This window comes from Labrenzia sp. THAF82, from assembly GCF_009363435.1.
Taxonomy (GTDB): Bacteria; Pseudomonadota; Alphaproteobacteria; order Rhizobiales; family Stappiaceae; genus Roseibium; species Roseibium porphyridii.
Genome location: NZ_CP045354.1, coordinates 5,875,646 through 5,888,834, shown reverse-complemented (window position 1 = coordinate 5,888,834; position 13,189 = coordinate 5,875,646). Strand labels below are relative to the sequence as shown.

Annotated in this window: 13 protein-coding genes; 8 read left to right on the top strand and 5 right to left on the bottom strand. The window is 56.0% G+C overall.

From position 1 onward, the window contains the following. The first annotated feature begins 80 nt into the window (after positions 1-80). The 3 genes from FIV00_RS27060 (at position 81) to pabB (ending at position 3,946) form a co-directional block, all read left to right on the top strand. Positions 81-404: a hypothetical protein gene (locus tag FIV00_RS27060; protein ID WP_209006727.1), complete on the top strand. Its 324-nt coding sequence runs from the start codon at positions 81-83 to the stop codon at positions 402-404. Then, a complete protein-coding gene (locus FIV00_RS27055; RefSeq protein ID WP_152503621.1) occupies positions 401-1,891 on the top strand; it encodes a methyl-accepting chemotaxis protein in 1,491 nt (496 codons plus the stop codon). Before FIV00_RS27060 ends, FIV00_RS27055 begins: the two co-directional genes overlap by 4 nt. Positions 1,892-2,089: 198 nt before the next feature. After that, positions 2,090-3,946 carry an aminodeoxychorismate synthase component I gene (gene pabB, locus FIV00_RS27050; RefSeq protein ID WP_152503620.1) on the top strand — a complete coding sequence of 619 codons (1,857 nt, stop codon included), beginning with the start codon at positions 2,090-2,092 and terminating at the stop codon, positions 3,944-3,946. Positions 3,947-3,992: 46 nt separating this feature from the next. Here pabB and FIV00_RS27045 read toward each other — a convergent pair whose 3' ends face one another. Beyond that, positions 3,993-4,631 carry a nucleotidyltransferase family protein gene (locus FIV00_RS27045; protein ID WP_152503619.1) on the bottom strand — a complete coding sequence of 213 codons (639 nt, stop codon included), beginning with the start codon at positions 4,629-4,631 and terminating at the stop codon, positions 3,993-3,995. 222 nt (positions 4,632-4,853) lie between these two features. Between FIV00_RS27045 and FIV00_RS27040 the strand changes: the two genes are divergently transcribed. Both FIV00_RS27040 and FIV00_RS27035 read left to right on the top strand, forming a co-directional pair. After that, the gene (locus FIV00_RS27040; protein ID WP_152503618.1) at positions 4,854-5,198 is read left to right on the top strand and encodes a hypothetical protein; all 345 of its coding nucleotides are present in this window, start codon (positions 4,854-4,856) and stop codon (positions 5,196-5,198) included. A gap of 606 nt (positions 5,199-5,804) precedes the next feature. Beyond that, positions 5,805-6,080 carry a hypothetical protein gene (locus tag FIV00_RS27035; RefSeq protein ID WP_152503617.1) on the top strand — a complete coding sequence of 92 codons (276 nt, stop codon included), beginning with the start codon at positions 5,805-5,807 and terminating at the stop codon, positions 6,078-6,080. 84 nt (positions 6,081-6,164) lie between these two features. Here the strand turns inward: FIV00_RS27035 and pheT are convergent, their stop codons facing one another. The 4 genes from pheT to FIV00_RS27015 form a co-directional block, all read right to left on the bottom strand. Then, positions 6,165-8,582: a phenylalanine--tRNA ligase subunit beta gene (pheT, locus tag FIV00_RS27030; protein ID WP_152503616.1), complete on the bottom strand. Its 2,418-nt coding sequence runs from the start codon at positions 8,580-8,582 to the stop codon at positions 6,165-6,167. Positions 8,583-8,644: 62 nt separating this feature from the next. Continuing rightward, positions 8,645-9,298: a phenylalanyl-tRNA synthetase subunit alpha gene (locus FIV00_RS27025; protein ID WP_152503615.1), complete on the bottom strand. Its 654-nt coding sequence runs from the start codon at positions 9,296-9,298 to the stop codon at positions 8,645-8,647. 29 nt (positions 9,299-9,327) lie between these two features. Next, positions 9,328-10,410 (bottom strand): phenylalanine--tRNA ligase subunit alpha, encoded by a 1,083-nt coding sequence (gene pheS, locus FIV00_RS27020; protein ID WP_152503614.1) that lies wholly within the window; start codon positions 10,408-10,410, stop codon positions 9,328-9,330. A gap of 389 nt (positions 10,411-10,799) precedes the next feature. After that, positions 10,800-11,717, bottom strand: coding sequence for a LysR substrate-binding domain-containing protein (locus tag FIV00_RS27015; protein ID WP_152503613.1), 918 nt, complete (start codon positions 11,715-11,717; stop codon positions 10,800-10,802). A gap of 133 nt (positions 11,718-11,850) precedes the next feature. Here FIV00_RS27015 and FIV00_RS30005 point away from each other — a divergent pair, with 133 nt between their 5' ends. The 3 genes from FIV00_RS30005 to FIV00_RS27005 all read left to right on the top strand — a co-directional run bounded on the left by FIV00_RS30005 (position 11,851) and on the right by FIV00_RS27005 (position 13,163). Then, positions 11,851-11,988 (top strand): hypothetical protein, encoded by a 138-nt coding sequence (locus FIV00_RS30005; RefSeq protein ID WP_173006180.1) that lies wholly within the window; start codon positions 11,851-11,853, stop codon positions 11,986-11,988. Positions 11,989-12,204: 216 nt separating this feature from the next. Then, entirely contained in the window at positions 12,205-12,567 is a 363-nt protein-coding gene (locus FIV00_RS27010; RefSeq protein ID WP_152503612.1) for a MerR family transcriptional regulator, read from the top strand. After that, a complete protein-coding gene (locus tag FIV00_RS27005) occupies positions 12,564-13,163 on the top strand; it encodes a short chain dehydrogenase (RefSeq protein WP_152503611.1) in 600 nt (199 codons plus the stop codon). The genes FIV00_RS27010 and FIV00_RS27005 overlap by 4 nt, the downstream gene beginning before the upstream one ends. Positions 13,164-13,189 lie beyond the last annotated feature (26 nt).

Below are 13,189 nucleotides of genomic sequence, written 5' to 3'. Positions count from 1 at the left end.
AACCTCTTTTAATTTCAGATTTTATTAAAGTTACATGGCCAGAGTTCACTCATAGCGCTTCCGCGTTGAGGGTAAGGTTCATGTCTAAATCCGCAAAAGTTTTTGCGGCCGTTTATTTCCTGCTTTGCAGCACGATTGTGGTCATCGGGTCATTGATACCCGGCAGCCAGGGTTTGGTTGCCGTCTTTGCAAAGCCTTGGGGTGAAAACGCTCTTGAGGTCATTGCACAATCTGACGGTCAAGTGATCTTTGTAAACGATTCAACCTGGATCGCTCTCACGGAAGTCAGAAATTCAGACGATGTCGCCAGGCTTTACAAGTCTGGCGCCGGTTTCGTTGCCTCCTCGTTGGTGGCGCAGGCATGCGCCCGCTGGAGTGCAATTTCATTGGGGAGCTCAACATGACTGATACGGCAAGCCCAGCTTCGGGCCTGGACGCCTTCCGGGACAGTTTTGCCCGGATTGCGGTCTATTTTACCTGGTTCAACGTGCTGCTGGTCGTGGGGACGGCCTGGTGGAACGGATTTGTTTCAATGACGGCGGTCGGTGGTGCTGCGGTTCTTCTTGGTCTTGCGGCAACCGCGTCCTGGGTCAAGTTTGGGGCGGGCGTTGAAACACGCCTGGCAACATCCATGTCCCTTGCGGGCCTCGTCGCCTTGTTCGTCGCCGCTCTTGCGACGCCTGCCGGTGAGGTGTCCTATCAGCTCGACGGTCATATGTACTTCTTCGCGGTTCTGGCCATGCTGGCCTGCTGGGTGGATTGGCGTGCGCTGGTCGCCTATGCCGGCGTCGTTGCCGTGCACCACCTTGTGCTGAACTTTGCCATGCCGTGGGCGGTCTTCCCGAATGGGGCTGATTTTGCCCGCGTGGTTTTCCACGCGACGATTGTTGTCGCTGAAGTTGCCGTCCTGTGGTGGATGGCCGACAGCCTTGCCAAAGCCTTCCAGGCTTCTGATCAGGCGCGCCATGAAGCGGAAACCGCGCGTTCGGAAGCTGAGTTGCTGCAACAGCAGACAAGCGAACATGACGAGATGGAGCACCATCGCCGCGAGGCAGTCAGTCAGCGCATCGATGCCTTCCGGGACGAAATCTCAGGTGCACTGAACAATGTCGGCGAAAGAGTGCGCGACATGCGCGGCTCTGCTGAAGAGCTTGGGGTTGTTGCAGAAGACACGACGGAACGCGCCTCCTCCGTGTCCGATGCCTCTGAAACCGCGTCCTCGAACGTTCAGATGGTCGCCTCTGCCGCCGAAGAGCTCTCATCTTCGATTTCCGAGATTACCCGTCAGGTTGAGCAGACCACTGAAATCGTCCACCAGGCGACGGAAAACGCACAGACCAGCAACCAGAAAGTTGCCGGGCTGGCGGAAGCCGCCAACCGAATTGGTGAGGTTGTCACCTTGATCCAGGCGATTGCAGAGCAAACCAATCTCCTGGCGCTCAATGCCACAATCGAGGCAGCACGCGCTGGTGAAGCAGGTAAAGGATTTGCGGTTGTTGCCTCTGAAGTGAAAGAGCTGGCAACCCAGACATCCAAAGCAACGGAAGAGATCGGTTCTCAGATCGCAGCCATTCAGGCCGAGACGAAAGATGCCGTCAATTCCATTGGAGTCATTGCGGCGACCATGGACGAAGTCAACAGCTATACTGCTGCCATTGCCTCCGCGGTTGACCAACAGGGTTCCGCAACAGCTGAGATTTCCAGAAACGTTGCCGAAGCAGCCGATGGAACAGGCCGTGTTGCGACAAATATCGGCGGCGTACGGGAAGCGGTTGAACGCACAGGCCAATCCGCATCGTCTCTGACAGGTTCAGCCGATGTTCTTGAAACGGAAACAGAGGATATGCGCCGGGCGATCGACAGTTTCCTGAAGGATGTCGCCGCAGCCTGATGCTGCGAGGATAAAACGATGAAACAAGAGACCGGCTGGTGACCAGCCGGTCTTTTTTTGTTTGGGGTCTGGAAGCCTCAAACCTTGACCGGATGACGCTTGGATGTCATGAGCCGCTTCTTATGAGACATTCGCGCCCAAAATGCGTGACACACTTGTCTCAAGTGTCTTGAGCAGTTCCAGAACCGGCCCATCCAGATGTCAGCGAATGCGTTGCAGCCAGGATCAATCCTGCTTGTTGATCTCCTCAAGCAGAAGTCCGCGCTTTTGTTCAAAAAGCCCTTTGAAGTTGTCTCCTGCACGCGTCTGGAAGACGTGCCCGACTGTTTGTCGAGGCTCGAGACCGCGCAGCAAGACGGCAGCTATGCTGCTGGTTTTCTGGCATATGAGCTTGGTTTTGCCTTTGAACAAAAGCTGCGGGACCGATTTGTCGAAACTGGTGAACCGCTCATGTGGTTCGGACTCTATGATGCCCCTTCCGAGCTGAGCCTTGATGAAGCCAGAGCCTTTCTTGCCGGTATCGCTGCAGGGCAGGGGGCGGAGACAACAGCTCCGCAATTCGACATGAGCCGGCCGCAATACGAAGAGGCGTTTTCGCGTGCTCAGAAGCATCTGGCCCAAGGCGATATCTATCAGGTCAATCTGACGATGCGTGCCCGGTTCACGCACAAGGGCTGTGCTGAAAGACTGTTCCTGGATCTCATGCGAAGACAACCTGTCGAGTTTGCTGCGCTTGTCAGGATGAACGACAGGACGGTGGTGTCCTTGTCGCCGGAGCTTTTTCTTGAACGGAGTGGAACTCGTCTTCGCACGAAACCGATGAAGGGCACCGCCCCAAGGGGCAGATCGGGTTCCGAGGACATGAGGATTGGCAAAGAGTTGGCCTCAGATCCGAAACAACGGTCCGAGAACACGATGATCGTTGATCTGATGCGAAACGATCTGTCGCGCATTTCCGAGACCGGCTCTGTTCGTGTGACGAAACTGTGCGAAGTTGAACGCTACCTAAGTCTTCACCAGATGACGTCGACAGTCGAGGCGCGTGTTCCGCCCGATGTCGGTTTTAGCGATATCATCAGCCGTCTCTTTCCATGTGGCTCCATCACTGGGGCGCCCAAATTGAGCGCGATGCAGATCGCGGATGATCTGGAGTCTGGTCCACGGGGCGTCTACACCGGCTCCATTGGATATCTGAAGCCCGGTGGTGATTTCCGGCTGAACGTCGCAATCCGAACGCTTCAACTGCGCGATGATGGAACGGGCGTGGCCGGAACGGGGTCCGGTGTTGTTTTTGAGTCCGGCGCTGCACCGGAATATGATGAATGCGCCTTGAAACTCAGGTTCATGAGCGAAGACCTCCCTGACTTTGAATTGTTGGAGACACTGGCTTTTGATCCTGCGGATGGCTTTTTGTTGCTGGAGCGTCACCTGCAGCGCCTCGAGAAATCCGCAAATTATTTCGGCTTTCCCTTCGACGAGGCGGAAATCAGATCCAGCCTTGCTGCAGGTGCAAGAGGATATGCTGGGCCCATGCGTGTGCGGTTGCTGCTCAGTGCAGAAGGTGACCTGTCCGTCACTGCTACCGACTTGACGCCGGTAGACGAGAAAACCGTCTTCAATCTTGTATTGGCCAGTGAGACAATCGATCCAAGCAATCGGTTCCTCTATCACAAAACCACGCACCGCGCGTTCTATGACGAGACCAGAACGCGTTATCAGGCAGAGACAGGCTGTCAGGAAGTTCTGTTTGAAAATGAAATGGGGTTTCTGACCGAGGGCAGCTACACCACGCTGTTTGTCAAGAAGGGCGGCCGGTTGATGACACCGTCTCTGAGGCATGGTCTGCTGCCGGGAACTTTCCGTGCAGGGCTCCTCGAACGCGGCCTTGCCTTTGAAGCTGATCTTAGACCGGCAGATCTGGAAACGGCCGATGAGATGTTCGTCGGCAATTCCGTGCGCGGCCTTGTAAGGGCAAGGCTTTTGACCAGGCAAGCATCACAACCAAGCGATGTTAGCGCTTCAGATGCTGTGCACGAAACACGCAAGGCCGGTTGAACGAAAGATGACAAGTGGTGATTGGCAGTTTGAGGTCGGGTTGCCCTCACCCTGTCCAAGGCAAGACAGTTAGCTCAGGCCACAACTCTTTCATGCGATCTGCTTTCTCAACATAGGTCTTTTCGTTTGGTTGCACATAATTGGGCACCAGACGCATGCCGAAAAGATTGGCAAGTCCAAAGGGAGCGTATGGTTTCAGGGTTCCGTCTTCGTTTATGCAGACTGCAACCGCGTGCGTGCGTGCGGCATAGGTTGTCAGGGAGTCCATCGCGCAATCAAGCGGCCGGTAAGGCCGACCAAACCGTTGCTCGTACCACAAATGTACCCGGGCCTGGTTCCTGACTTCCAGAAGGTTAGCAAGGTCCGGCAAGGCTCTGTTGACCCTTTTGATGACGGTATCTTCGGCTTCATAGGAAAGATCGCTGCCGTCAAAATAGATGATGTCGAAATCCTTGATGCCATGAAGGACCGGACGACCCGTCATGACGTTCCAGACGGTTTGATAGATACCTCCCGAAACAAGCCAGGCGTCCGGCAGCTTGAGATCGCGCACCGCGGCAAGAATGTCGATCACATGCGGGATCGCTTGAAGGATTGCGACCAGAGCGGCGAGCCGCTCTTCTTCGGTTGACGCATAAGGGTCGCCCAACCGATCCCAGTCGGGAGTTCGTTCTGCATTTGTCATTCGGGATACCAATCGGCGAAAAGGGAAAGCAAAGCATATCCGATTCTGAAAGACGAGAAAGCCTGCCGGGACCTTCTTGCTGCTGGCCTCCCAATGATCTCACCCGGGCTGCACCAGATTCTGGTGTTAAAATCGGGCGACATCTAAGCACTCTTGCGGAGCTTGACAGCAACAGGCCTGACGCCATCTCATCAAGAGGACAAACCAACCAGGACTCTAGAGATGCGACCAGTTTCAGTTTCGTTTCCAGCCGCCGCTGCGGGAAAGTGTTTTGCGATTGCCATCGCTGGAACGGCGCTTTTGCTACCCACAATTCTGGACGCCGAGGCTCAATCAAGAAGGCCCTTGTCGACATCCATGACCTGTTCACAGGCGCAGTCAATGATCAACCAGCGCGGGGCCGTTGTCATGAGCACCGGTCAATACACGTTCGACCGATATGTCTCCAACCGGAACTTCTGTGAGCGGGGCGAATTCCTGGTGCGTGCCAACATTCCGACAAAGGACAAACGGCGGTGCACAGTGCAGCGCTGCGACAGTGCCAGCCCGTTTGAATTCAATCGATAGACGCTGTTTGCAGCATTTGAAGGAGGGAAGATGGCTTTTGAAGCCAACAGATCTTGCGTCATGAAGACGATCGGGAGTTTTGTGAGTGGTTTTCTCATCCTGCAGACTTCTGCCACCGCAATGGCGCAGACCGGAAGACCGGATACGCGCCAATTGACCTGTTTTCAGGCGCAGTCTCTGGTGAAGGATAGCGGCAGTGTCGTCATGACAACCGGTCCGACCACCTTCGATAAATTTGTTGCGAACGCCGGATTTTGCGAGTCCCGGTCAAACTCGCTCCGAGCGAGATATGCACCTACAAAAGACAATCCCAAATGTGCCGTCGGCTTCAGATGTTTTCAAAACAGAGACAACAGGTGACGGGCTGAGCACCGTTCAAAAACGGCACCCCGAAGCCGAATTGACTTTATAACCACTGCTCAATGCCACAGCGGCATTGCATTTCCTGTCCTTTTCACAAATATGAAAAGGGATGATCCACCTCGGGTAATCATTTTCATTTGAATAGTATTATTTGCCTGAAAGATCAGGAAAGGCCTTGCAATGCGCGGGAAAAATACAAAAAAACACCAAAAAAGTGCAGGGTCTTTGGCTGTAGGAGTGAGCATGTTGCTTGCGCCTTTGTGGGCCGCATCTTCAACAGAGGCACAAACACGACGGCAACCGGATACGACGCAGCTCACATGCGCGCAGACAACAGACCTCATCAACAGGTTCGGCGCGATTAATCTGAAATCCGGCCCGGTCAAATTCGACAGATATGTCGCCAGCCGCAATCAGTGTTTTCCCGGGCAGAATGTAAGGACGACGACCGTCCCGACCAAGGACACGATGCACTGTGGTGTCAGTGTCTGCGTTGAGCCGCGCGAAAACAACAACTAGGCCAAATAGTTCGGCCTTGTCGGCAATGGCAGACGTTCCTGTGACGCTACGCGGCGGACCGCGCAGCGTCTGCTACCTTGCAAATTAGCCGCGGAGTGTCCCGCCAGTCGCTTTTTCGACATTGGCGATGATCTTCTTGGCGACAGCATCAATGTCTTCGTCGGTCAGGGTCTTCTGGCGCGGCTGCAGCATCACATCGATCGCGACCGACTTTTGATCTTCCGGCACGCCCTGTCCTTCATAAACATCAAACAGGGTCACGTCGCTGATCAGGTTCTTTTCCGCACCACGGGCTGCCTTCAACAGTGTTTCCGCAACAACGTCCTTGCCGACCAGGAATGCAAAATCACGACGCACCGGCATCAGATCGCTTGCGTTCAATGCACCCTTGGAGCGCCCACCTTTGCCTTTTGGCTGTGGCAGGGCTTCCAGATAGATCTCGAAGGCGACCAACGGACCTTCAATGTCGAGCTTCTGCAGGAGGCGCGGATGGATTTCTCCGAAAACGGCCAGTGTATTCTTCGGGCCGAGTTTCAGGCAGCCTGACCGTCCCGGATGAAAGGTGTCAGGAGCATCCGTATAAACCTGCAATCTCTCGACCGGGGCACCAATGGCCGCCAATGCTGCCTCGGCGTCCGCCTTGGCATCAAAGACATCAACACTCGATGCAGCACCTGACCAGTGCCGACCTGACCCCTGAGGTTTTGCGGTCCCGCGACGAACGCCGCTCGCCACCATCTTCTGTCCCTCTGGCGTGTCGTCCAGAAACACCTGTCCGACCTCGAAAAGGGCCACATCGCCGAAGCCACGATCCGCATTGCGCTGGGCAGCAGCCAGCAGACCCGGCAGCAGGCTGGGGCGCATGTCCGACATCTCCGGCGAGATCGGATTGGCAAGTGCCAGCTCCGGTACTCCGCCGCCGAACAGGTCTGCCTGTTCAGCCGAAATGAATGACCAGGTCACAGCCTCGTTGAACCCGCGTGCGGCAAGCGCCCGACGGGCCCTGTTGCGGCGGATCTGGCTTGTCGTCAGCACTTTCTGGTTCACGGTGCCTGTGCGTGGCAACGGGGTGAACGGCACCCGGTCGAGGCCGATGATACGCACCACTTCTTCAACCAGATCGGCCTTGCCTTCAATGTCCGGGCGCCAGCTCGGTGCTGCCACTTTCACGGTGTCACCGGAGCCGGAAATCCAGAAGCCAAGGGACTTCAGCGCGAGATTGATTTCTGCAAGCGAGAATTCAACGCCGGCGAGACGTTTCACTTCCGAATAGGGGAAATCAACGATGTTCGTGCTGTCTGGTACAGCGCCAGCCTGGGTCGCCTCTGAAGCTTCTCCGCCACAAAGATCCATCACCATGCGTGTCGCATATTCAAGGCCGGGCATCATGTAGTCCGGGTCGACGCCACGCTCGAAGCGATACCGCGCATCCGTGTTCACACCAAGCTTCCGGCCCGTGGCGGCAATATCGTCTTCATCCCAAAGGGCCGATTCAATCAGCACATTGACGGTGTCTTCGGTACATCCGGACGGTTCGCCGCCGAGAATGCCTCCGAGGCTCTCCACGCCGTTATCATCTGCTATGACGCAGATCGTGTCGTCGACGTCGTACGATTTGCCATTGAGGCCATCGATCTTCTCACCCGTCCTACCGCGGCGGACGACCAGATTGCCGTGCACTTTGTCCGCGTCAAAAACGTGAAGCGGGCGACCCTGATCGAATGTGATGTAGTTGGTCATGTCGACGAGCGCGTTGATCGGTCGAAGGCCGATAGCCGTCAGACGATCCTGAAGCCATTTTGGTGACGGGCCGTTTTTGACGCCCTTGACCATACGCAGGCCGAACGCCTTGCACATCGCCTTGGTGTCGCCGAAGTCGAGCGAGATATCGACGGGACAAGGATATCCGCCACGGATTTGTTCGTGGCTGCGTTCTTTCAGTTTACCGAGGCCGGCAGCTGCCAGATCGCGCGCAATGCCGTAAACGCCGGTACAGTCCGGGCGATTTGGGGTCAGGCCGATTTCGATGACCGGTTCGTCAAGGCCTGCCCATTCGGCATAACTCATGCCGACCGGGGCGTCTTCGGCCAGATCGATGATGCCAGTGTGCTCGTCCGAAAGCTCCAGCTCACGTTCGGAGCACATCATGCCAAAGCTCTCGACATCGCGGATCTTGCCGACGGACAGCGTCACATCAAGACCGGGAATATAGTCGCCGGGTTTCCCCAGAACACCAACCAGTCCGGCACGGGCATTGGGAGCTCCGCAAACGATCTGGATCGGGTCGCCTTCGCCCGTGTCCACCTTCAGAACGCGCAAACGGTCGGCATTGGGATGCTGTTCAGCTTCCAGAACCTTGGCAATCCTGAACGGCTTCAGCCTGTCGGCCCTGTTGGTGACTTCTTCAACTTCCAGGCCGATCATGGTCAAACGTTCCACGATCTCTTCCAGGCTGGCGTCGGTGTCCAAATGGTCCTTGAGCCAGGACAAGGTGAATTTCATAATCTTTACTCTTCAATCGGTCATGCGGCGCTAGTGGGCCGCAAATCTGGTCAAGTTGCCCGTCAGTTACTCAGTCGGTGAACTTCGGGCAGCAACGTCGCGTCGGCATAGCTCACTGCAAAGCGGCGGCCGATGTCGGAAAAGTCCTCGGTCCAGCGACGCACCATGTCCGGCGTGATCTGATTGCCGGTTGCGATTGCCTGCGCTGCTTCCGTCTCGATCCGGTCGCGAAGGATGCCGAGCTCAAACTGAGCCGCATATTCCGCGCGGTACTTTCCGAGCCAGCCCATGGCGACGATCACAACCATCACCAGAAGAGCCGCGGTGCTTGTCAGTCCCGCCCATTTGGCAGTGCCACCGATGCGGCGGTCGCTTGCAATCAGGACGATCGAGGCGATGGTCAGAAAGGCCACGATATAAATCGCCTGAAGAAAGCTCTGATACTTTTCCGTGGAACTTGCCTCATGGCTCGCTCTCAGGCGGGTGATGCGGTCTCTGAGATACAGCAGCGAATCGGCTTCCGTTCCGAGCTTGTCGCGAAAATAGGTATCGCAGAACCGCAGTCGCCCACGGCTTTCGATTTTTTCAGCACAGGCTTCCAAAAAGGATGTTGGCGTTGGAACGCGCGCGTCCTTGTCGGTGGTCTGCGCTGCAGCTGGCAAAACAGCTGCGAACGAAAGCGCTAAAGCGAGAAAGAGCCGGGTCAGCAGTGACATGGATGATCGCCCCCCAAAGGTCCAGAAGATTAACTCGACAACCCGCCGAACAATGTCGGCAGGTCAAGCGGGCGGAAGCCGTAGTGCTGTATCCAGCGCACATCCGCGTCAAAAAAGGCCCGAAGGTCCGGCATGCCATATTTGAGCATGGCTATCCGGTCGATACCCATGCCCCAGGCAAAGCCCTGATAGACATCGGGATCAAGGCCGCAGTTGCGGATGACGTTCGGATGCACCATGCCGCAGCCTAGAATCTCAAGCCAGTCTTCGCCCTGGCCGATTTTCACTTCACCGCCGGACCTATCGCACTGGATGTCAACTTCCATGGACGGCTCGGTGAACGGGAAGAAACTTGGCCGGAACCGCATCTTTATGTCATCCACCTCGAAGAACGACTTGCAGAATTCGCGCAGGACCCATTTCAGGTGGCCGAAGTGGCTGCCCTTGTCGATGACAAGACCTTCCACCTGGTGGAACATCGGGGTGTGGGTTTGGTCACTGTCACAGCGATAGGTTCGTCCGGGAATGATGACGCGGATCGGCGGTTCCTGTGTCCGCATGGTCCGGATCTGAACCGGAGAGGTGTGCGTGCGCAGGAGCAACCGTTCGCCATCGGCCTTCTCGTTGAAGAAGAACGTGTCGTGCATTTCGCGCGCCGGGTGGCCTTCCGGAAAGTTCAGCGCGGTGAAGTTCAGTTCATCGGTTTCAACATCCGGGCCTTCGGCAATGGAAAAACCCATATCCGCGAAGATCGCCGTGAGTTCATCAATCACCTGGCTGACCGGATGTATGCGGCCCGTCTCGGTTGCTGCCGGGCGTAGCGGAAGGCTCACATCCACCTTTTCGCTTGCAAGGCGCGCCTCGAGAGCGGCTTCCGCCAGAACATCCTTGCGAGCGGATATAGCGTCAGTGATCTTTGCCTTGAGGCCGTTAAGCGCCGGCCCCATGACCTGGCGTTCATCGGGCGTCATCTTGCCAAGCGTCTTCATTTGCTCGGAAATCTTGCCCTTTTTTCCAAGGGCCTGGACGCGGACGTCCTCCAGAGTGGCTTCATCATCCGCACCGTCAATGGCGGTCAGAAGTTCGGATTCAAGTGTGTCGAGATTGGACATGCGTGCTCGGTGGTCGGTTCGCGCTGAGTTGCGCGCATCTGTGTCGAAACTGAAAGTCGGGACCTTTTAGCGAATAATGGCGCACAATGCCACGGCCTCAAACGCATTATTGCGTGAGCCCCGAGTGAAAAGAAAAGCGCCGGAAGAAGAGCGCGTTAGCGCATAAATCGCCCGCAAGCGGGGCCCTGCAGCTCACGCAGACGCACACAAGCACCTGGCTGCGACAGCAGAGCGTTGGCTTGGCCGGAACGGCAAGTATGTGCGATGCGGTAAATCATGGTCGCCAATTTACCGAATGAACGGGGGAAGGCAAGCGGAAAAGGTGCAAGGTGAATTCAGGCGCAGACCGCTTTCACCCTAACAGTGCTGGGTCACGCGCCTGCACAAGACTAATCAACCACCACATCCGCCCCTTTCGGTCGGCCTATCGACGTTTGCAGCTCTTCCTTGAGCCAGTTCCCGAAGGCTTGTTTCGCCTTGGTTCTTGGAGCGTTTTTGCCGCTGATCAGCCAGTACCCCAATCCGGTTGCCGGTCTTTGCGGAAAGGGGGAAACAAGCTGGCCGGACTTCACAGCGTAGACGGCTAACGTTTCCCAGGCGAGAAAGACCCCCTGGCCGGCAATGGCAGCGTCAAGGCAAAGCGAGCCATCCGAAAAGGTTGGCCCGTCCTGAAGGATGCTCTCGTTAAGACCAAAAAGGTCCAGCCATGTCTGCCAGGAAAACATCTGGCCCGGGTCGCGAATGATGGGCAAACGGCCGATGTCTTCAGGGCCTTTGATCCGATCTGCCAATGCTGGGCTGCAGACAGGGAAAACACGCTGGTTCAACAGCTTTTCAGCGTTCAGCCCTGGATAGGGTCCTTCACCAACACGAATGCACAGGTCGACATCGCTGGCGTCCGGATCAACCAGATCGACGGTCGCCTCGACGCGGACACGCACATCCGGGAATGCGCGGTTGAATTTTTTCAGGTGCCAGACCAGCCACTTGCCGGCGAAGACAGGCGCGACAGAGATCGTTAGAGCATCTTCACGACCTCTTTGCGTTGTAGCGATCGCGGTCGATAGCGAGGACATTGCGGACGTGAGATGTGGTTGCATGGCCATGAGATGAGGCGTTGGCAGCAACAAACGGTTTTGCCGTTCAAAAAGCTGAACGCCAAGCTGGGCTTCGGTCCTTTGAACCTGTTGACTGACAGCACCCATCGTTACGCCAAGTTCCTCTGAAGCGGTTTTGATTGAGCCCAGACGCCCAACTGCTTCGACAGCTCGTAGGCCTGACAAGTGTATGGAGTTCAGATTTTTCATTTTAGAAAAACTATACTGAAAATCACAAAAAGTCGATTTATTTATAGAAATTCAGAGCATATATATGAAGTCAAGCTAAATTCAAAAGAAGGATTTGGCGATGAGAAAAACAATAAAAAGGAGACTTAAACTCATGATGAAACTGTTTATGCGACGCCAATTCAGAGCACGGCCAGCTTCCGCTTACGATCGGACCGACCCGCTCTCCCATCCGGCGATCCAGCGTATGAGCCAGCGTGAATTGGCAGACTTGCCACTCGGCAGGCTTTAACAGCAACCGACCGGCTGAAACGCCGGTCGATACAAAATTGATCGACCCGAAAGGGTCGGTTGGAAACACAGAAAACGGCGCCTGGATCCCCTCCGGCGCCGTTTCTGGTTTTGCCGATAGCTCAACACGCAGCCGATTTGCTTTTCATGCCTGACACACTTGACTTGGAGTGACTTCAACCCGGTAGGATTTTTACAAATCCAGCAGGTGAGGGATATGAGGATATCGGAAGCATCGGCGAAGTCAGGCTTGAGCGCGGACACTATCAGATACTACGAGAAATCCGGGCTCGTTCCTGCAATTGAACGCGGCCCCGACGGCTTGCGCCAGTTTACGGGCGAGAACATCGAGTGGCTCACACTGCTGTACTGGCTCCGAAAAACCGGAATGCCGATGAAGGAGATGCAGCGTTTTGCGGCGCTCTACCGCCAGGGCGAGACCACCATCGGTGAGCGCAAAGATGTCTTGTTGAAACATGAGAAGCGTCTGCGCCAGCGGAGGCTCGATCTGGATCGATGCCAAGAAGTGCTGGCCCACAAGATTGCGACCTACAAAAAGATTGAAGGAGGCCTTTCATGAAGATCATTTTGGTCGGCGCGTCCGGTGACGTTGGAAAAGCCGCTTATGCAGAGCTCGCTTCGCGCCATGATGTCGTTTCAGCCGGACGCTCATCTGGAGATATTCAGGTCGATTTGACCTCTGGAGACAGTATCAAGGCAATGTACCGACAAGTCGGCCCCGTCGATGCTGTTATCTCGGCCGCCGGTGAGGTGGAATTCGGGCGCGTGAGCGACATGACGACAGATAAGTTTCGTTTTGGTCTGGAGAACAAGGTGCTCACTCAAATCAACCTCGTTCTGTCCGGGTTGGAGACGGTCCGCGAAGGTGGGTCCTTCACGTTGACGAGCGGCATCCTGGACCGTGACCCAGTTCGGATGGGAACGGGAGCGGCAACCGCCAATGGAGCTCTGGGTGGGTTCGTGACTTCAGCTGCAATCGATTTGCCGCGAAACCTGCGACTTAACGCGGTCAGCCCGGGTTTGCTTGACGTCTCCGCTGATCAATACGGGGCCTGGTTCCCGGGCCATGATCCCGTATCGTCCAAGAGGGTTGGTCTTGCCTACGCCAAATGCGTTGAAGGCGGGATTACCGGCAAGGTGGTCGCCGTTGATTAGCATTAAGGCCGGTATCCTTTGATCTC